Annotated in this window: 14 protein-coding genes and 1 tRNA gene; 9 read left to right on the top strand and 6 right to left on the bottom strand. The window is 62.3% G+C overall.

Annotated features, from left to right (window positions below):
* Positions 1-22: 22 nt before the first annotated feature.
* Positions 23-526 carry a MarR family winged helix-turn-helix transcriptional regulator gene (locus CFAEC_RS10835; protein WP_290276767.1) on the top strand — a complete coding sequence of 168 codons (504 nt, stop codon included), beginning with the start codon at positions 23-25 and terminating at the stop codon, positions 524-526.
* 8 nt (positions 527-534) lie between these two features.
* Here the strand turns inward: CFAEC_RS10835 and CFAEC_RS10830 are convergent, their stop codons facing one another.
* Entirely contained in the window at positions 535-1,242 is a 708-nt protein-coding gene (locus CFAEC_RS10830) for a hypothetical protein (protein ID WP_290276765.1), read from the bottom strand.
* A 113-nt stretch (positions 1,243-1,355) separates the two neighbouring features.
* Between CFAEC_RS10830 and murI the strand changes: the two genes are divergently transcribed.
* From murI to CFAEC_RS10810, 4 genes are all read left to right on the top strand, one after another.
* Positions 1,356-2,177, top strand: coding sequence for a glutamate racemase (gene murI / locus CFAEC_RS10825; protein ID WP_290279886.1), 822 nt, complete (start codon positions 1,356-1,358; stop codon positions 2,175-2,177).
* Positions 2,178-2,240: 63 nt separating this feature from the next.
* Positions 2,241-3,008, top strand: a complete 768-nt coding sequence (locus tag CFAEC_RS10820; RefSeq protein ID WP_290276763.1) for an MBL fold metallo-hydrolase — start codon at positions 2,241-2,243, stop codon at positions 3,006-3,008.
* Positions 3,009-3,093: 85 nt separating this feature from the next.
* The gene (gene rph, locus CFAEC_RS10815) at positions 3,094-3,831 is read left to right on the top strand and encodes a ribonuclease PH (RefSeq protein ID WP_290276761.1); all 738 of its coding nucleotides are present in this window, start codon (positions 3,094-3,096) and stop codon (positions 3,829-3,831) included.
* A gap of 1 nt (position 3,832) precedes the next feature.
* On the top strand, positions 3,833-4,456 hold the full coding sequence (locus CFAEC_RS10810; protein WP_290276759.1) for a non-canonical purine NTP pyrophosphatase: 624 nt from the start codon (positions 3,833-3,835) through the stop codon (positions 4,454-4,456).
* A 114-nt stretch (positions 4,457-4,570) separates the two neighbouring features.
* Here CFAEC_RS10810 and CFAEC_RS10805 read toward each other — a convergent pair whose 3' ends face one another.
* Positions 4,571-4,948, bottom strand: coding sequence for a DUF3817 domain-containing protein (locus CFAEC_RS10805; RefSeq protein ID WP_290276758.1), 378 nt, complete (start codon positions 4,946-4,948; stop codon positions 4,571-4,573).
* Positions 4,949-5,059: 111 nt separating this feature from the next.
* Positions 5,060-5,560 (bottom strand): hypothetical protein, encoded by a 501-nt coding sequence (locus CFAEC_RS10800; protein WP_290276756.1) that lies wholly within the window; start codon positions 5,558-5,560, stop codon positions 5,060-5,062.
* Positions 5,561-5,689: 129 nt separating this feature from the next.
* Here CFAEC_RS10800 and CFAEC_RS10795 point away from each other — a divergent pair.
* Positions 5,690-5,774, top strand: a tRNA-Leu gene (locus CFAEC_RS10795).
* Between the two features lie 76 nt (positions 5,775-5,850).
* On the opposite strand, the gene CFAEC_RS10790 is transcribed toward CFAEC_RS10795, so the two are convergent.
* Positions 5,851-6,444, bottom strand: coding sequence for a M23 family metallopeptidase (locus tag CFAEC_RS10790; protein WP_290276754.1), 594 nt, complete (start codon positions 6,442-6,444; stop codon positions 5,851-5,853).
* Positions 6,445-6,864: 420 nt separating this feature from the next.
* Between CFAEC_RS10790 and CFAEC_RS10785 the strand changes: the two genes are divergently transcribed.
* The 3 genes from CFAEC_RS10785 to CFAEC_RS10775 all read left to right on the top strand — a co-directional run bounded on the left by CFAEC_RS10785 (position 6,865) and on the right by CFAEC_RS10775 (position 17,468).
* Positions 6,865-7,851: an alpha/beta hydrolase gene (locus CFAEC_RS10785; RefSeq protein ID WP_290276752.1), complete on the top strand. Its 987-nt coding sequence runs from the start codon at positions 6,865-6,867 to the stop codon at positions 7,849-7,851.
* 23 nt (positions 7,852-7,874) lie between these two features.
* Positions 7,875-8,090, top strand: coding sequence for a hypothetical protein (locus CFAEC_RS10780; protein WP_290276750.1), 216 nt, complete (start codon positions 7,875-7,877; stop codon positions 8,088-8,090).
* A 312-nt stretch (positions 8,091-8,402) separates the two neighbouring features.
* On the top strand, positions 8,403-17,468 hold the full coding sequence (locus CFAEC_RS10775) for a type I polyketide synthase (protein ID WP_290276748.1): 9,066 nt from the start codon (positions 8,403-8,405) through the stop codon (positions 17,466-17,468).
* A gap of 104 nt (positions 17,469-17,572) precedes the next feature.
* Here the strand turns inward: CFAEC_RS10775 and CFAEC_RS10770 are convergent, their stop codons facing one another.
* Both CFAEC_RS10770 and CFAEC_RS10765 read right to left on the bottom strand, forming a co-directional pair.
* Complete coding sequence (locus CFAEC_RS10770) at positions 17,573-17,905, bottom strand: CBU_0592 family membrane protein (RefSeq protein ID WP_290276747.1); 333 nt, start codon at positions 17,903-17,905, stop codon at positions 17,573-17,575.
* A 23-nt stretch (positions 17,906-17,928) separates the two neighbouring features.
* Positions 17,929-18,255 (bottom strand): CBU_0592 family membrane protein, encoded by a 327-nt coding sequence (locus CFAEC_RS10765; protein WP_290276746.1) that lies wholly within the window; start codon positions 18,253-18,255, stop codon positions 17,929-17,931.
* Positions 18,256-18,686: the final 431 nt, after the last annotated feature.

Raw genomic sequence — 18,686 nt, 5'->3', positions numbered from 1 at the left:
AAGATCACTATCATTGGTTGACATGACAAGCGAGAACTCTGTTTCAGACTCCGTTTCAGACAATGTGTGGTTGAACCAGGAACAGCAGGATGTCTGGCTCAACATCTGGTCCATGCGCGTCTGGCTTCCCGCCCGGATGGATGCCCAGCTCAAGGCTGATTCCGGCCTGAGCAACTTCGATTATTTCGCACTCGCCCAGATCTCCATGGCCCCTGACCGTCGCCTGCGGATGAGTGAACTGGCGGAACTCTCCGATATGACACTGTCCCACCTGTCGCGCGTGGTCACCCGCCTGGAGAAATCCGGTTGGGTCAGGCGTGTTCCCGACCCCACGGATGGCCGCGCCACCGTAGCCGTCCTCACCGAGGAAGGCTGGGACAAGGTGGTGAAAGCGGCACCCGGGCACGTGGAGCAGGTACGCCGACTCATCTTTGACAACCTCACCGATGAGGAACTCAGGGTCATGGGCACCGCCATGGAGAAGATCATCGCGGCACTGGACCCACCGCGGATGCCCCGGGTATAAACCCCGCACTAACTGATGTAGACCACGGCGTTATTGCCTCCTGTGCAGGTGACATACTCTCCGTTGTCCTGACAGCTGATGTCGTAGCCCTGGCCGGTGACGGGACTGGTTGCCCGCACCTGGGCATTGAGCTCGCCGGTATCTAAATAATTGCGCACGAAGGCGTCACGCACCGCGAGTGCGAATCCCGGGGACGTTGATGTTGTCCCGGTGTAGACATTGTTGAAATTGCCCGCTGGGGTGTTCGACCGCGCTGCCTCATTAGCAGGGGAGTGGCTGCCGGGCAGCGCCGGGTTCACCGGACGACCTACCGGCTCCGGGGTCTCGGTGACAGTGACCACCGGTGGTGGTTCCGGTGCCTCTGCCGGGGGCTCTGTCGGGGGCTCTGTCGGTGCATCCACGGTGGTGGTGACCGTGGCTAATGCTTGGGTGCCATCAGCGGTGTCATCAGAATCGGAATCCCGGAAGAGGAATACCACCGCACCGATGATCACCGCGAACAGCACCACGAGCGCAGCCAGGACGAAACCCGTGGTGCGCCTCTGGGGGCCTGTGTCTCTCACCGGCTCTCCCGTGACAGGCGCTGCGGAGGTCACCTGATCCGGGACCACCGGAAATTCATCAGTGTCGGGACCGGAGGGTTTATCCACCATGAGAGACTTCTCTTTCAGTCGCTGGGAGGCTGTCAAGACATGGGCAAGACACACGGTAAGCATGCGGGTATGCGGACTGTGGTCATATTGTGGCACACCGGCCGCGATGGGGACATGACTACTACTCTCCACCCGCCAGATTACTATTGAGCACTGTGACTGATTACGGTGCCTCAATGATCGAACGCCCCATCCCGGGGGCCGATGCCCCCATTGGGATCTTTGACTCGGGTGTAGGTGGACTCACCGTGGCGCGCACCATCATTGACCAGCTGCCGCATGAATCCATCATCTATATCGGGGATACGGCCAACGGCCCCTATGGGCCGCTGCCGATTGCGCGGGTGCGTGAACATGCACTGCGTATCGCGGATGAGTTGGTGGAGCGCGGGTGCAAAATGATCGTCATCGCCTGCAATACCGCCTCAGCGGCCTTCCTCCGCGATGCCCGGGAGCGCTACAACGTGCCTGTGGTGGAGGTCATCCTGCCCGCCGTGCGCAGAGCGGTGGCGGCGACCCGCAACGGCAAGGTGGGCGTGATCGGAACGGTGGGCACCATCAACTCCGGTGCCTACCAGGACCTGTTCTCCGCGAGTCCCGCCATAGAGGTCCATGCCGCGGCCTGCCCGCGCTTTGTGGATTTTGTGGAACGGGGCATCACCTCCGGCCGGCAGATCCTCAACATCGCCGAAGGCTATCTGGAGCCATTGCAGGCGCAGGGCGTGGATACCCTCGTGCTGGGCTGCACCCACTACCCTTTGCTCTCCGGTGTGATTCAGCTGGCCATGGGGGATCACGTGACCCTGGTATCCAGCGCCGAGGAAACCGCCAAGGATGTGTTGCGTATCCTCAGCCAGCAGGACCTCCTGGCGGACCCGTCGATGCACCCCACACCCACCTACAGCTTCGAATCCACCGGGGATCCGGAACTGTTCTCCCAGCTGAGTCAACGTTTCCTTGGCCCGGTTGTGACCCAGATCCGACATAATATGGTGTAAGGATTTGGCTACAAAACGGAGCAAAAGTGCGCACCACGGGAGAAGTCATGGCAGAGTAGCCATATGAGATTGACCATCCTCGGAAGCTCCGGAAGTGTGCCCGCGCCAGGCAATCCCGCCTCCGGATATCTCCTGTCGGCTCCGGGCGCGCCATCCCTGCTCATGGACATGGGTCCCGGCGTTCTTGCGCATCTCCAGGAGATCCAGGATCCCAATGATGCCCATGTGGCCTTCTCCCATCTCCACACCGACCACTGTGCAGATTTCGCCTCGCTGTTGGTGTGGCGCCGTTTCCATCCCACGGCGTCCGCGCCGGGTCGGAATCTGTGTTTCGGACCTACCGATACCCCCAACCGTCTGGGGCGGTTGAGCGCGGATGATCCGGAGGGGATCGATGACATGGAGGACACCTTCGCTTTCGCCCCCTGGGTCAGTGGTCAGCCTGAACTGGTGGATAAGTTCACGGTGACCCCGTTCAGCGTGGTGCACCCCATCCAGGCTTTCGCCATGCGCGTTGAGGAGCACGGTTCGGGTGCCACCCTGGCCTACTCCGGGGACAGCGCTTATACCGAGGCCCTCATTGAGGCTGCCCGGGATGTGGATGTGTTCCTGTGCGAGGCGACCTGGGGTCCGTCCTGTGAGGACAAGATCCCGGGCATGCATATCTGTGGTCAGGATGCGGGCAGGATCGCCGCCGCTGCCGGGGTGAAGAAGTTGATTGTCACCCATATCCCACCATGGGCGGACAAGGAGGCCACAGTGGCAGCCGCAGCCCGTTTCTATGACGGGCCCATTGAACTGGGTGTGCCGGGGATGCAGATTGATCTCTGAGCGGGAGCAGTCAGCTTTTCGTCGATAAGCGCGTTGGGGGCGTTCGACGCAGCCCACGCAGCGGCGCACAGGTAACCTGTTAGCCATGACTTCAACAACCAGCTTCACCCGTGCGGACGGCCGCGCCCAGGACCAGATGCGCGCCGTCAAGATCACCCGTGGTTTCACCACCAACCCGGCAGGCTCCGTGCTTGTGGAATTCGGCAACACCCGCGTCATGTGCACCGCGTCCGTGGAACTGGGTGTCCCCCGCTTCAAGCGTGACTCCGGCGAGGGCTGGCTGACCGCCGAGTACGCCATGCTCCCTGCCGCCACCGCGGAGCGCAACCGCCGCGAGTCCATGGCCGGCAAGGTCAAGGGCCGCACCCATGAGATCTCCCGTCTGATCGGCCGCTCCCTGCGCGCCGCCGTGGACCTGTCCCAGCTCGGTGAGAACACCATCGCCATTGACTGCGATGTCCTCCAGGCCGACGGTGGCACCCGCACCGCCGCCATCACCGGCGCCTACGTGGCGCTGGCTGATGCCATCAAGGTGCTCAAAGAGCAGGGCGTGGTCCCCGGCGACCCGCTGCTGCCACCCGTTGCTGCGGTGTCGGTCGGGCTTGTCGACGGCCAGCCCTGCCTCGACCTTCCCTATGAGGAAGATGTCCGTGCCGATGTGGACATGAACGTGGTCATGACCGAATCCGGTGAGTTCGTGGAGATCCAGGGCACCGGTGAGGAAACCACCTTCACCCGCGCGCAGCTGAATGACATGCTCGACATCGCCGAGAAGGGTTGCCGCGAGCTCGTCCAGGCGCAGAAGGCAGCACTGGGGATCTAACATGAAACTCCTCGTTGCCTCCAACAACGCCAAGAAGCTGAAGGAGCTCCAGCGGATCCTCGATCAGGCCGGCATCCAGGGTGTCGAGCTGATCGCCCTCGCTGATGCCCCTGCCTACACCGAACCGGTGGAAAACGGCCGTACCTTCGCTGATAATGCCCTGATCAAGGCCCGTGCCGGTGCCGCGAACACCGGGTTGATCACCCTGGCTGATGATTCCGGCCTCGAGGTGGATGCCCTCAACGGTATGCCCGGTGTGTTGTCTGCCCGTTGGGCTGGAAAACACGGTGATGACCAGGCCAATAATGATCTGCTCCTGGCGCAGATCATTGATGTGCCGGAGGAGCGCCGCGCGGCTGCATTCGTCTCCGTGTGTGCGATCGTCACCCCGGATGGACAGGAGTTCGTGGAGGAGGGCCGCTGGTCCGGAACCCTCCTGCGTGAACCCGTCGGGGTGAACGGATTCGGTTATGATCCTCTGTTTGTCCCCATGGAGGAATCCTTCCTGGAGGGCCGTGACCGTTCCTCCGCGCAGCTGAGCGCTGAGGAGAAGGATGCCCACTCCCACCGCGGCAAGGCACTGCGGGCCTTGGTTCCTGCGATTGCCGAGCTGGCGGGGAAGTAGCCGGTTAACCAGCCCGACAATAAACAACGTGCCCCTCACCACCTGCAAAGGTGGAGTGGGGCACGTTGTGCGTTTTGTTGACCCGGTGGCTTAAACGGTGTCTTAAACGGCGTCTTAAACAGTGTCCGGCTGATCCAGCTGGAAGGTCTGGATGACTTCCTTGCGACGGTTGTTCTCCACGAAGAAGGACAGCAGTGGCACCACACCCGCGATGGCGGTGGTGAACCAGCGCTTAGGATCCCAGCGGGCTTTCAGACCCAGGTTCAGGGTGCACAGCAGGAACACGATATAGACCCAACCGTGGGCGATCGGGATGAACGTGGCCCAGCTCGGCAGATCCATCTGAAGGATGTACTTCATCACCATCTCCACCACCAGTGCGAGCAGGAACACGCCGGTGATCCAGGCAGCGATGGAAAACGCAGTGAGGGCGGTGCGGACACGCTTCTTGCGCTCCGGGTGGATCTGGATGGTCTGGGTCGGCGTAGTCACGATGTGAAAGTCCTTGGGTCCTTGGTTCTTGGGGATACGGTGGGGCTGGTGATCGGTGTGAGGCTGGGTCTGGTGAACAGGTCGGTTACCTGAGTGGAAAAGTTCCCGGGGTCAGTCCCGTCGGCGTCGGCGTCGGGTGGGATCGTTGAGGCGGTTGAACTCCTCCACGTCCAGGGCCGGTCGGTCGGGGAGGAAGGTGTCATCGATCTCTGTGACCTGATCCGAGTTGTCCACCAGGCTGGGGCGGTTGGAGATCATGAAATCCTCCGTTGCTTCTGGAGTGGCTGCCGGCAGGGCGGTTCCCTCGGCGGTGGTGTCAGCGGTGTTATCGGCATCGGGGTGACGGGCGAGTTCAACCGCCAGGTTCTCCTTGTCGATGGACTGATTCTCATACTCCAGGTACTTGCGGTAAGCGTAGATGAGGAAACCGCCGATCACCGGCCACTGGAAGGCATAACCCAGGTTCTGGAATGTACCGGAACCTGATTGGAAACGGGACCACTGCCACCACGCCAGTGCCAGCGCCACGCAGAAACAGATCAAAAGAAAAACGACATGACTCAGTCGCACTTTCTTCCTGGTTTTCAGATTAGGTTGCCCTTGCTCACTCACGAATATCAAGGATACCCGCGTTTTCACCCCACGCGAATTCCGTTAAGTGCACCACACTGTTTGAGGCTTCCCTGCCACCATGTATGATCAATAACGCTGTTGGACCATATTTCATGGCTGATAAGCGCTGCGCCTGTGGCGGAATTGGCAGACGCGCTGGATTTAGGTTCCAGTGTCCTAGGACGTGAGAGTTCAAGTCTCTCCAGGCGCACCAGATGAAAATGATCCCGGCTCCACTACTCCCTTCATGAGGGAGAGTGGAGCCGGGATTGTTGTTTTTCCGGTGGTGCCTAGAAGTAGATTCCGCGATTGGCGAACCAGGTGACCGGGTCCACCGGGCCGGATCCTGCTGGGTGGATCTCGAAGTGCAGATGGGAACCGGTGGAAAATCCGCGGTTGCCCATGCCGGCGATATGCTGACCCGCCCCGACACGCTGGCCGACGGAAACGTTGAGGGTTTCCATGTGTCCATAGACGGACATGGAGCCGTCATCGTGCTGGATACGAATCCACTGGCCGTAACCGGATGCGGGACCTGAGTTGATCACGGTGCCGGGCATGACGGAATAAATGGGTGTGCCGATGGCGTTGGCAATGTCGATGCCTTGGTGCACGGTGCCCCAGCGTGGGCCGAAGCCAGAGGTGAAGGTGCCGTTGGCGGGTCTGGCTACACCGGCCTGGAAGGTGTCTCCGATGCCGGCGGTCTGAATGATCTCAGAGATGATGCCGGTGCCGCCTGATGAGAGTGCGGAGAAGTCGGCGTTCTGCGCGCTGGCGGGGGTCATGGTGGCAGCGGTTGCGGCTCCTGCAGCGAGCAGGGCCAGGGCTGAGCGGCGGAGTGTGGATAGGCCGCGTGGAGTGTGGTGACGTCCGGTGGTGCGCATGAGGATCTTTCTGGTGTGAGGATCAGAACTCGGGAGTGTTGATTTGTAATCAGCCCGTTATCAATTTGTGACCACGGTAGGGGGTGGAGCCCTGGATGTCCAACCATCCCGCCCCGCGCAGCGGCCGTGTATTTCTGGGAAAAGGTTTGTGCATCCCCGCTATGCAGGGGTTCCATAAGAAAATGTGAATTCCCTAACGTTTGCTGAGAATCCGCGTGCGCAGTCCGGTGAGTGGCGGGATGAATTTCTATCCCGGCTGGGACGGGCATGGTCGCGGTTCCTGGGTTGTGGTGGACATTGTGGCTGATGGTGTCCACCGGTTGATCTCTTCACATGGTCGAGTTGGCCCATCCCCGGGCCTCAATTGCGCCTACTGTAGAAGGGTGTAAATAGGTGGCCGGGGCCAAAAGGGGGAGTGCTGTGCGCACAGTACTGAAAGTCAGTCTCACCGCAGTGGCGGTGGCAGTGTCGCTCATCCTGATCGCGGTGGCCGCCATCTACTTCTGGCCCCATGAGTCTGAGGAGCTGCAGACCGGCACCCGGGAAACGGTGTCCTATGACGCAGCCCTGGAGCGGGTGGCTGCGCAACAGCAACGCGATCAGGATAATTCCGTGACTTCAGAGTGCCAGAGCACCCTGATGACCCACGGAGATCAGTCTGAGGGTGCAGTGGTGTTCCTCCACGGGATCAGGGTGTGCCCCAGCCAGTTTGATGAGCTGGCCACCTACTTCTTTGAGCAGGGTTATAACGTCTATATTCCGGTTGCTCCGGCCCACGGCACGGCGGTGAACCAGGACCACGCGAATGTAAAAGCTGATGAGTTGGTGGATTACCTCAATGAATCAGTCACCATCGCCACCGGTCTGGGGGAGGAGGTCGGCGTGGTGGGTCTCTCCGGTGGGGCGGCACTGGGCACCTGGGCTGCGCACTACCGCCCCGAGGTGGAGCGTCTGCTGTTGCTCTCTGCCTTCTATGAACCTTCAGTCGGGCATGCCCCGTCCTGGCAGCTGCCCTTCCTCAAAACCCTTTATGGGTATCACCTGGTCCCGGATCAGTTCAGCACCACCACTGATCCTGCGGCCCCGGGCTTCTCCTACCGGGCGCTCGCCCAATACCTCATCATCGGCCAGAACTTCCGGGAGGATCCGTCCGGATTAGCCCTCAAGAGTGTGGGAACCGTCATCTCTGAGGATGATGTGCACATTAATAAGGAATTGGCGGAATCCATCCCCCGGACCCTGGCGGAGGCCAATGGCCTGGAGCTGTTGGTGCACCATATCCCGCAGGAGTGGGAGGCTGATCATGAGATCATCAATGATACGTCCCCGGCCATCCGGAACCACCGTGATGAACTTTTTCAGCTGTATCTGGATTTCTATGAGGGGCGGCCGGGTGCTCTCAACTGAGTGGGCAGCTACCCTGAGCAGTCATGAGCATTTCCAGATTCTTTGATGCCTGGATGGCCGATAACAATATTCAGCCTGAAGCCGAGGTTGTGCCGGACCACGCCTGCCAGGTTTTTCTCCCCGGCCCGGGCAGTGATGATGTGAGAATTATCCCTGCCCGGGGCGATGGTGAACAACACCACACGGCCGCACTGGATCTCGAAGCCGCCCGGCGCCTCGTGGAGGAGCATCTCCGGTGAGGGAAGTCCCAGGTATCCACCCCAAAACCACCTCACTGGTTAGGTCGGGAAAAGTTTTGTATTAAACACGCCAGGTGGCACGATAGGGACAACGGAATACTCCCATCTGTGGCTGTAGGCCCACGGTGGGGACGCATGCATCCGCAAAAGATGACGTTTTCCTCATGATTTGTGGCATATTGTTTCCTATCCAATGTCACCCTGGTGTCAACAGGCGTGCCATTTTCACTTCTATATCCGAACAAGCACAGACCAGCAGACTTCTCATGGGAGCTTCTGGGGGTCTGGGTCAAACAAGGAGCGAGTTCACACGTGACCGAATTGAGCAGGAACTTCGGGACCAGCCGACTGATCAACCGCTTCGATCAGGAGCCCTACGCCTTCGCCTTCTCCGGGCAGGGCTTCGACTGGTTGAAGACCCTCCGCGCCGCGGTCGCCGCGGGCGCAGGCACCAACGTCCAGGGAATCGTCGAGCGTGCGCAGGAGCTGCTGACCCCGGTTGCCGACGAACTTGCAGGCACCTTCCCCTTCGGTTTCGACCCGGTCGGGTGGGCCAACGCCACTGAGACCCCCAGCTTTGACACCGCCCAGGCCGCCGTGAGCGTGCCGGGTATCTTCGTGTCCCAGATTGCCACCCTGGATTCACTGGAGGCACAGCGCCTCGACGTGGAGAAGTCTGTCACCGCCATCGGCCACTCCCAGGGCGTTCTGGGTGTGCACCTGCTCAAGGATCTGACCCGTGCTGATGAATTCGTGGCACTGGCGCAGCTCATCGGTGCAGCCATCACCCGCACCGGCCGCATGACCGGTCTCATTGCCCAGGGGAACAGGTCCCCGATGGTGGCCATCGCCGGGATCACCCGCGAGCAGCTGCAGGCCGCCATTGATAAGGCCGCTGCGGATGTCCCCGAGGAGATCCGTCCCGTCATTGGTCTGCGCAATGCCCGTGATACCTATGTGCTGGTGGGTCGCCCTGATGACAATCAGCGGGTCGTGGCTGTCCTCGAGGTCATGGCTGCCGCTGATGCCAAGGCCATCGATAACAAGGAACGCGGAGGCCAGCCGTTCAGCCCCCGCATCACCCAGTTGGATGTCCAGGCAGCCTTCCACCACCCGGCCATGGCCATGGCTGTTGAGCAGACCGTGACCTGGGCCAAGGCGTGTGGATTGGATGAGGCCATCTCCCATGAGGTCGCCGCTGATGTGCTGGTCAACCCGGTTGACTGGGTGTCTTCCGTCAACGGTGCCGTCGACGCAGGTGCCCGCTGGATCCTGGATGTGGGACCTGACGGCGGTGTGGTGCCGCTGAGCAACTCCATCCTCGCCGGCCGGGGTGCCGCCTCCTTCGCCGTGTGTGACACCGATGGCCAGGCCAAGGTATTCGATGCCGGTATGGCTCCTGAGCTGCCACGCTCCTATGATGAGTTCGCCCCACGGGTGGAGTCCGTCAATGGTCAGCCACGTCTGGTTACCCGCTTCACGGAGCTCACCGGCCGTAGCCCCATGCTGCTGGCTGGCATGACCCCGACCACCGTGGATCCGGAGATCGTCGCAGCGGCTGCCAATGGTGGCCACTGGGCGGAACTGGCCGGCGGTGGCCAGGTCACCCCGGAGATCCTCGAAAGCAATATCGAGAAGCTCACCGAGTTGCTGGAACCGGGCGTCAATGCCCAGTTCAACTCCATGTTCTTAGACCCTTATCTGTGGAAGATGCAGATCGGTGGCAAGCGCCTGGTGCCCAAGGCCCGCGCCAACGGCGCGCCGATTGACGGTGTGATCATCACGGCAGGCATGCCGGAGAAGGACGAGGCGGTCAGCCTGGTCAAGGAGCTTGTCGACGGTGGCTTCCCCTGGATCTCCTTCAAGCCGGGAGCAGTCCGTCAGGTCAAGTCCGTGCTGGCCGTTGCCCGCGAGATCCCCGAGATTCCCGTCATCATCCAGGTCGAGGGTGGCATCGCCGGTGGACACCACTCCTGGGAGGATCTGGATGACCTCCTGATCAACACCTATGCCGATATCCGCGCGCTGGACAATGTTGTTCTCTGCGTCGGTGGCGGCATCGGAACCCCGGAGCGTGCCGCTGATTACATCACCGGTTCCTGGGCACATGCCCATGGTCTGCCCGCCATGCCTGTTGATGGCATCCTCATCGGCACCGCCGCCATGGCAGCCAAGGAAGCCACCACCTCACAGTCCGTCAAGGAACTGCTGGTGGCAACCAAGGGTTCCACCGAGTGGGTTCCAGCCGGTGGTTCCGCCAACGGCATGGCCTCCGGCCGCTCCCAGCTGGGCGCGGATATCCATGAGATTGACAACTCCTTTGCCAAGGCGGGACGCCTCCTTGATGAGGTTGCCGGCGATGAGAAGGCCGTTCAGGCACGCCGCGATGAGATCATCAGCGCCATGGCCAAGACCGCCAAGGTCTACTTCGGTGATGTTGAGACCATGACCTACCAGGAGTGGCTCAACCGCTACTTGGAGCTGTCCGGACCTGTCGATGGTGAGTGGATCGACGCCTCCTGGGCTGATCGTTTCTCCCAGATGCTTGAGCGCGCCGAGGCCCGCCTCATCGATCAGGACCACGGCGAATTCGTGCCAACCTACACACTGGAGGATGCCACACAGGGGGTCGTCGACAAGCTTGTTGCCGATCTCCCGCAGGCCGCAACCGATCTGCTGACCCCGGCCGATGTGGCATGGTTTTTGAACCTGTGCCGCACACCGGGCAAGCCGGTGTCTTTCGTGCCGGTCATTGACAAGGACGTGCGCCGCTGGTGGCGCTCCGACTCACTGTGGCAGTCCCATGACGCGCGTTTCGACGCCGATCAGGTCGCCATCATCCCCGGCCCCGCAGCGGTCGGCGGCATCACGGTGGCCAATGAGCCGGTCGCGGACCTGCTCGACCGTTTCAACGTGGCCTCCATCGAACGCATCGCTGAGGTGAACGAGGTTGAGCGCGATCTGATCGCCGAGCTACTCACCGCGCCGGGCACCTACTGGGCCGGACGCAACACCATCTCCATGATCCACCGCCTCGGCGACGTGGATGCCTGGGAGCGTGCGGGCGACACCGCCACCCACGCCCCGACCGGTGCACACCTGGCAGTCGAAGACACCGAGCATGTCCTGCTCACCGTCCCACTGGCCGGTTCCACCGCTTTTGGCACCACCACCGACCTGACCATCCGCTTCACCCTGCCCGCAGAGGGCATCGCCGGTGCGGTCCCACAGGTCACCCAGGCTGATGCCGAGGCCGCCATGGGTGAGCTCACCCGTGTGGCCGCCGGCGGCACCCTGGCCACCATCAATGATGGCGTGGCCACCTGGGACACCACTTTGGATGCCGGGCACCTCGCGGACTATGACAATGTCACCGCCGCCTACCTGCCAGCCACCGTGGCACCGGCCGCCACCGCACCCGATGTGCTGGTTGGCCGCGCCTGGCCCGCCGTGTTCGCCGCAGTCCAGTCCGCTATTATCCCGGGCACGACTGATGCCTCCGTGGTTGAGGGCATGCTCTCCCTGGTCCACCTCGAGCACCACATCGTGCTCACCTCTGAGCTACCATCCGTCGACGCCGGTGAAATAAGACTCCATGTCACCGCCACCGCCGATGAAGTCTCTGACACCGCCATGGGCCGTGTCGTGATTGTCCGCGCCCGCATCTTCGCCGGTGAGCAGGAGATCGCCACCCTGTCCGAGCGTTTCGCCATCCGTGGCCGCAACGGCAACACCGTGGCACGCACCAACACCTCCACCCTGCCCACCACCATCGACAGCCCCCGCTCACACCGTGCCGTGGCCACCGTCGTGGCACCGGAATCCATGCGGCCCTTCGCCGTGGTCTCCGGGGACCGCAACCCGATCCACGTCTCTGACACCGCAGCCGCACTCGCCGGTCTGCCCGGTGTGATCGTCCACGGCATGTGGACCTCCGCCATCGGTGAACTCATCGCCGGTGCAGCCTTCAACGATGAGCAGACCCACACCCCGGCATCAAGGGTTGTGGAATACACCGCCACCATGCTGGCACCGGTTCTCCCGGGTGAAACCATCGTGTTCACCGTGGAGCGTTCCGCCGTGGATTCCCGCCCTGGACACGGTGAGGTCCGCTCCGTCACCGCAACCGTGGGCGGCAATCTGGTGCTCACCGCAACCGCTGTCATGGCTGCACCGAACACCTTCTACGCCTTCCCCGGCCAGGGTATCCAGTCCCAGGGCATGGGCATGGAATCCCGCCGTAACTCCGCAGCAGCCCGCGCCGTCTGGGACCGTGCCGATGCACATACCCGCACCAAGCTGGGCTTCTCCATCCTAGAGATCGTGGAGAACAACCCCACCGAGGTCACCGTGGCGGGGGAGAGGTTCTTCCACCCCGATGGCGTGTTATTCCTCACCCAGTTCACCCAGGTCGGCATGGCCACCCTCGGCGTGGCACAGGTGGCTGAGATGCGTGAAGCCCACGCCCTCAACCAGCGTGCCTTTTTCGCCGGCCACTCCGTCGGTGAGTACAACGCCCTGGCAGCTTATGCCGGTGTGCTCTCCCTGGAATCCGTCCTGGAGATCGTCTACCGCCGTGGCCTGACCATGCACCGCCTGGTCGATCGCGATGAGAACGGACTGTCCAACTACGGCCTCGCCGCGCTGCGACCCAACAAGATGGCCATGACCGCCGATGAGGTCTTCGACTATGTCGCAGGCGTGTCTGAGGCATCCGGTGAGTTCCTGGAGATCGTCAACTACAACCTGGCCGGCCTGCAGTACGCGGTTGCCGGTACCCAGGCCGGTCTGACAGCACTGCGTGCCGATGCCGAGAAGCGTGCGCCGGGTCAGCGTGCCTTCATCATGATCCCCGGCATTGACGTGCCGTTCCACTCCTCCAGGCTGCGTGACGGTGTGGGTGCCTTCCGTGAGCACCTGGATTCCCTCATCCCGGTTGACCTGGATCTGGACACCCTGGTGGGTCGTTATATCCCGAACCTGGTGGCACGCCCGTTTGCCCTGGACAAGCCCTTCGTGGAGGCCATGGCTGAGGTCGTGGATTCCACCTATGTCACTGACATTCTCGCTGATTTCGACGCCGCCGCCGCGGATCAGCAGAAGCTGGCCCGCACCCTGCTCATCGAGCTGCTGGCCTGGCAGTTCGCCTCCCCGGTGCGCTGGATTGAAACCCAGGATCTGCTCATCCGCCCTGAGTCCCAGGGCGGACTGGGTGTGGAGCGCTTCGTGGAGGTCGGTGTCGGATCCGCTCCGACCGTGGCCAATATGATGGGCCAGACCCTCAGGCTGCCGCAGTACCGCGAAGCCGAGATCGAGGTGCTCAACATCGAGCGCGACCGCCCGGTGGTCTTTGCCACCGATGAGGTGGTCCGCGAGCTGGAGGCTGAGGTGTCCGGGGCAGCCGACGGCGCTGCCTCTGCAGCACCAGCATCCGAGGGCACCCAGGTGGCAGCCACCGCCGCACCGGAGGCCGCACCCGCGGCTGTTCCGGCAGCACCGGTAGCCACCGGTGGGCCACGCCCCGATGACATCGCCTTCACCCCGTCTGATGCCACCGAAATGCTCATCGCCATCTGGACCAAGGTCCGCCCGGACCAGATGGGTGCCACCGATTCCATCGAAACCCTGGTGGAGGGTGTCTCCTCCCGCCGAAACCAGCTGCTGCTGGATCTTGGTGTGGAGTTCGGACTGGGCGCCATCGACGGTGCCGCCGACGCTGAACTGGGTGATCTCAAGGTCACCGTGTCCAAGATGGCCAAGGGCTATAAGGCCTTCGGGCCGGTGCTCTCTGATTCCGCTGCCGATGCGCTGCGTCGCATCACCGGCCCCACAGGCAAGCGCCCGGCATATATCGGTGACCGCGTCACCGGCACCTGGCAGCTCGGCCAGGGTTGGGCTGACCATGTGGTCGCCGAAGTGGTTATCGGTGCCCGCGAGGGTGCCTCCCTGCGCGGTGGTGATCTGGCCACCCTTGCCCCAGCCGCACCGTCCAACACGGCTGAGCTTGATGCGCTTATCGACGCCGCCGTCACCGCTGTCGCCGCCCGCCTCGGCGTTGCGGTCTCCCTGCCTTCCGCAGGTGGCGCCGGTGGGGGAGTCGTTGACTCCGCAGCACTCGGTGAATTCGCCGAGCAGGTCACCGGCAAGGCCGGAGTCCTGGCTGCCACCGCCCGCACGATCCTCTCCCAGCTGGGTCTGGACGCCCCCGTCCAGGCTGCACTGGAGGAGACCGACTCTGACAATGAGCTCTATGAGCTGGTGTCCCATGAACTCGGTTCCGACTGGCCTCGCCAGGTGGCACCCAGCTTCGATGCAAACCGCGTGGTGCAGATCGATGACCGCTGGGCTTCTGCCCGTGAGGATCTCACCCGCGTGGCACTCGGTGAGCTTTCTGAATCCGATGTTGATGTCACCGGTGCCGGCGAGGCTGTTGCCATTCAGGCTGAGTACCTCGGCCTGAGCGCACTGGCGGAGCAGGCCCGCGACACGGAAGCACTCGAATACGCCGATGATGTGGCCGTGGTGACGGGTGGTTCGCCTAACTCCATCGCCGCTGCTGTCGTGGAAAAGCTTCTCGCTGGTGGTGCCACCGTGGTGGCGACCACCTCCAGCCTCAACCACGACCGACTGGAGTTCTACAAGAAGCTCTACGCACGTTCCGCGCGTGGCACAGCTGCGCTGTGGGTGGTTCCTGCGAACCTGAGCTCCTACTCCGATATCGATGCCATTGTGAACTGGGTCGGTTCTGAACAGACCGCCACCGTCAACGGTGCCTCCAAGCTGGTTAAGCCAGCCCTGGTCCCCACCCTGCTGTTCCCCTTCGCAGCACCGCGTGTGTCCGGGTCCATGGCGGATGCCGGTGGTCAGACCGAGGCACAGATGCGTCTGCTGCTCTGGTCCGTGGAGCGTCTCATCGTCGGTCTGGCACCGCTGGGTGCGGATACCCGCATCGGTCACCGCCTGCACGTGGTGATCCCGGGTTCACCAAACCGTGGCCGCTTCGGCGGCGACGGTGCCTATGGTGAATCCAAGGCTGCTTTGGACGCCGTGGTCACCCGCTGGCATGCTGAGCAGAGCGCCTGGGGTGCCCACACTTCCCTGGTTCACGCCCATATCGGTTGGGTCCGTGGCACAGGCCTCATGGGTGGCAATGATCCACTCGTGGCCGCTGCTGAAGAAGCCGGCGTGGAGACCTACTCCACCGAGGAGATCGCCGACAAGCTGGTCTCGCAGGTTGCTGACTCAGTGCGTGTGGATGCTGCAACCGCTCCGATCACCGTGGACTTCACCGGTGGGCTGGGCGAGTCTGATATCAACCTCGCGGAGATGGCCCGGGCACTTGCCGTGGAGCCTGCACCTGAGACGGAGAAGCCACGCACCATCGCGGCCCTGCCCACCCCGTACCGCCCGGTTGTTCAGACCACCCCGGATTTCTCCGGTCAGGTCTCCCAGTCCCTGGATGACATGGTGGTCATCGTCGGTGCCGGCGAGCTGGGCCCACTGGGGTCTGCCCGCACGCGTTTTGATGCCGAGGTCTCCGGTGATCTCTCCGCGGCCGGTGTCATCGAACTGGCCTGGACCATGGGCCTGATCCACTGGGACACCGATCCCACACCGGGTTGGTATGACGCCAACGATGACGCCATCGCGGAAGAGGATATCTTTGACCGCTTCCACGATGAGGTCATGGGACGCGTTGGGGTGCGCCGCTATAACGACATGGCTGCCTATGGCATGTTCGATAACTTCGCACCAGAGCTGACCACCGTCTACCTTGACCATGATCTGACCTTCTCCGTGGGCTCCCGCGAAGAGGCACTGACCTATGTGGAATCCGAGCCAGCCCTGACCGTGGCATCATTTGATGCCGAGGTGGAGGAATGGAAGGTCACCCGCAAGGCTGGTTCCGCCATCCGCGTGCCACGCCGCATGGCCATGACCCGGTTTGTCGGTGGCCAGGTGCCCAAGGACTTCGACCCGGCCGTCTGGGGTATTCCAGCCGACATGGTGGACAACTTAGACACCGTGGCGCTGTGGAATATCGTCTGCACCGTCGATGCATTCCTGTCCGCCGGCTTCGATCCGGCTGAGCTGCTGGCAGCCGTGCACCCGGCACGGGTGTCCTCCACCCAGGGCACCGGCATGGGCGGCATGGAATCCCTGCGCGGCATCTACGTGGACCGCATCCTCGCTGAACCCCGCGCCAACGATGTTCTCCAGGAGGCCCTGCCGAACGTGGTGGCAGCGCATGTCATGCAGTCCTATGTGGGCGGCTATGGCCAGATGATCCACCCGGTTGCAGCGTGTGCCACCGCCGCTGTATCTGTGGAAGAAGGTCTGGACAAGATCCGCGTTGGTAAGGCCGACTTCGTGGTCACCGGTGGTTTTGATGCACTCTCCGTGGAGGGCATCACCGGCTTCGGTGATATGGCCGCGACGGCTGATTCCGCGGAGATGGAAGGCAAGGGCATTGAGCACCGCTTCTTCTCCCGTGCCAATGACCGCCGACGTGGTGGCTTCATCGAGTCCGAGGGTGGTGGCACCATCCTGCTGGCGCGTGCCTCCCTGGCTGCCGATATGGGTCTGCCGGTGCTGGGCGTGGTTGGTTTCGCCGAGTCCTTCGCCGATGGTGCACACACCTCCATCCCGGCACCTGGCCTGGGTGCCCTGGGTGCTGCGCGTGATGGTGTGAACTCGCGTCTGGCTCGCTCTCTTGCTGAGGTGGGTGTGTCGGCGGATGAGATTGCGATCGTGTCCAAGCATGACACCTCCACCAACGCCAATGATCCGAATGAGTCCGATCTGCATGAGCGCATCGCCGCTGCAATCGGACGCACCCCGGGTAACCCGCTGTATGTGATCTCCCAGAAGAGCCTGACCGGCCATTCCAAGGGTGGTGCCGCAGCATTCCAGCTCATCGGCCTGACCCAGGTGCTGCGCTCCGGTATGGTTCCGGCCAACCGTGCACTGGACTGCGTGGATCCGGTGCTGTCCAAGCACCGCCACCTGGTCTGGCTGCGCAAGCCACTGGACCTGTCCGCCAAGGCACCAAAGGCTGGACTGATCACCTCGCTCGGTTTCGGTCACGTCTCCGCCATGGTTGCGGTTGTGCACCCGGATGCCTTCCACGAGGCCGTGCTGGTTGAGCGTGGCGCGGATGCAGCAGAGGCATGGCGTGCCTCGGCGATTGCCCGCGAGGAGGCCGGCCTGCGCCGCATCCTCGCCGGCATGCACGGCGGTGTGCTCTACGAGCGCCCCGTCGAGCGCAACCTCGGCGTCCACGGTGACGCCGCCAAGGAAGTCGAGGCAGCGGTGCTGCTCGACTCCCGCGCCAGGCTTGTCGACGGCGTGCTCAACCCATCGGGTTCTGAGGGATAAGCACAACACCAGATAGAGCGAAACCCGCTTCCTCCCCAAGTGTTCACAGCACTGGTGGGGGAAGCGGGTTTTTCATGGGTGGGATCTGCAGGAACGTGATTTCATCACCTCATGGGAACACTGTCCAGAGTGGTATCCGCAGCAGGCACCGGGTTAACCGGGCTAGCCGGGGTTGCCACCGACTTCTCACTCTTGCGGGTGAAGATCCTCCACAGGAATCCCACGGCCACGATGATCCACACAATTTCAGTGATGAGCAGGCCGGGGTTCAGGGGAGTGAGGGCGGTGTAGGCGAAACCCAGCGCACCCAGCGCATTCAGCGCCTGGTACAGCGGAGACTTCGGGGTCAGTACGCCGAAATTCATCAGAGCATACGCCAGTACCAGCAGAATGCCGGAGACGATGCCGATTTCGTGGGAGAAGATCAAAGGTTCCACGGTTCACGCTCTATTCTTATCCGCTACGCGGCGACAGGGGAGACGGGGTGCAGGGGCGCGATGAGCTCAGGTGTTGTTGGCACTGAAGGTGCTGGAACGATTTTCTGTGCGCGACGCTTTTTCCAGATGGTGATGATGCCGTAGAGACCGAGCAGTGCCCAGACCAATTCGGCCCAGAACACACCGGCATTCATGGGCTTGGCTGCAGAGGCAGCCAGGAAACCGGCACCGACGAAGTTGAGGATCTGGTACGTGTAGTGATCTGGTGTGAGCCTGCCCATGTTGAGCAGCGCGAATGCAACCAGAAGAGCAATTGAGGCCACGAGGCCAAGGAACACCATTGTTGACATAGCGGTGTCCTTCCTGTTTGAGGACTGTAGGGACGGCGCGTTGATAGTGCTGCCTGACAGGCAGCGTTCTCATCGGATTTTTTAGGGGAGATGTCATCGCTGTGGATGTCATCGGGGTTTTTCCAGTTCTCCTGATCATGGCAGGAGCAGCTGATCCCGAATGGATGGCGAGATCTCTGGTGGTCCCGGTTGTGAGGTGGTAGACCACACTTCCTGCAGGAGTGCGGCCAAGTATTCCCATGACCTAATCCTTATGCAACTTAAGGGGTGGAGAAAGGTGATGGGCGGAGTGAATCAAGGCCACGTGGAACTCTATAAGTGCACAGCAAGGCCAATTTCGCGCAGTGTGTGAGCTGGTGAAATAACCGGGAAATCCCCCTCATTCACCACCCCCGCGCGGCAGGTATGGAAGAGAGATTTCCGGTTCCTTC

This window comes from Corynebacterium faecale (genome assembly GCF_030408735.1).
GTDB lineage: Bacteria > Actinomycetota > Actinomycetes > Mycobacteriales > Mycobacteriaceae > Corynebacterium > Corynebacterium faecale.
This window is presented reverse-complemented; position numbering and strand designations above follow the sequence as displayed.

Excerpts from the sequence above, each read along its gene's own strand:
- CFAEC_RS10835 (WP_290276767.1), top strand. The coding sequence starts at position 23 with ATGACAAGCGAGAACTCTGTTTCAGACTCCGTTTCAGACAATGTGTGG.
- CFAEC_RS10830 (WP_290276765.1), bottom strand. The coding sequence starts at position 1,242 with ATGCTTACCGTGTGTCTTGCCCATGTCTTGACAGCCTCCCAGCGACTG.
- murI (WP_290279886.1), top strand. The coding sequence starts at position 1,356 with ATGATCGAACGCCCCATCCCGGGGGCCGATGCCCCCATTGGGATCTTT.
- CFAEC_RS10820 (WP_290276763.1), top strand. The coding sequence starts at position 2,241 with ATGAGATTGACCATCCTCGGAAGCTCCGGAAGTGTGCCCGCGCCAGGC.
- rph (WP_290276761.1), top strand. The coding sequence starts at position 3,094 with ATGACTTCAACAACCAGCTTCACCCGTGCGGACGGCCGCGCCCAGGAC.
- CFAEC_RS10810 (WP_290276759.1), top strand. The coding sequence starts at position 3,833 with ATGAAACTCCTCGTTGCCTCCAACAACGCCAAGAAGCTGAAGGAGCTC.
- CFAEC_RS10790 (WP_290276754.1), bottom strand. The coding sequence starts at position 6,444 with ATGCGCACCACCGGACGTCACCACACTCCACGCGGCCTATCCACACTC.
- CFAEC_RS10780 (WP_290276750.1), top strand. The coding sequence starts at position 7,875 with ATGAGCATTTCCAGATTCTTTGATGCCTGGATGGCCGATAACAATATT.
- CFAEC_RS10765 (WP_290276746.1), bottom strand. The coding sequence starts at position 18,255 with ATGTCAACAATGGTGTTCCTTGGCCTCGTGGCCTCAATTGCTCTTCTG.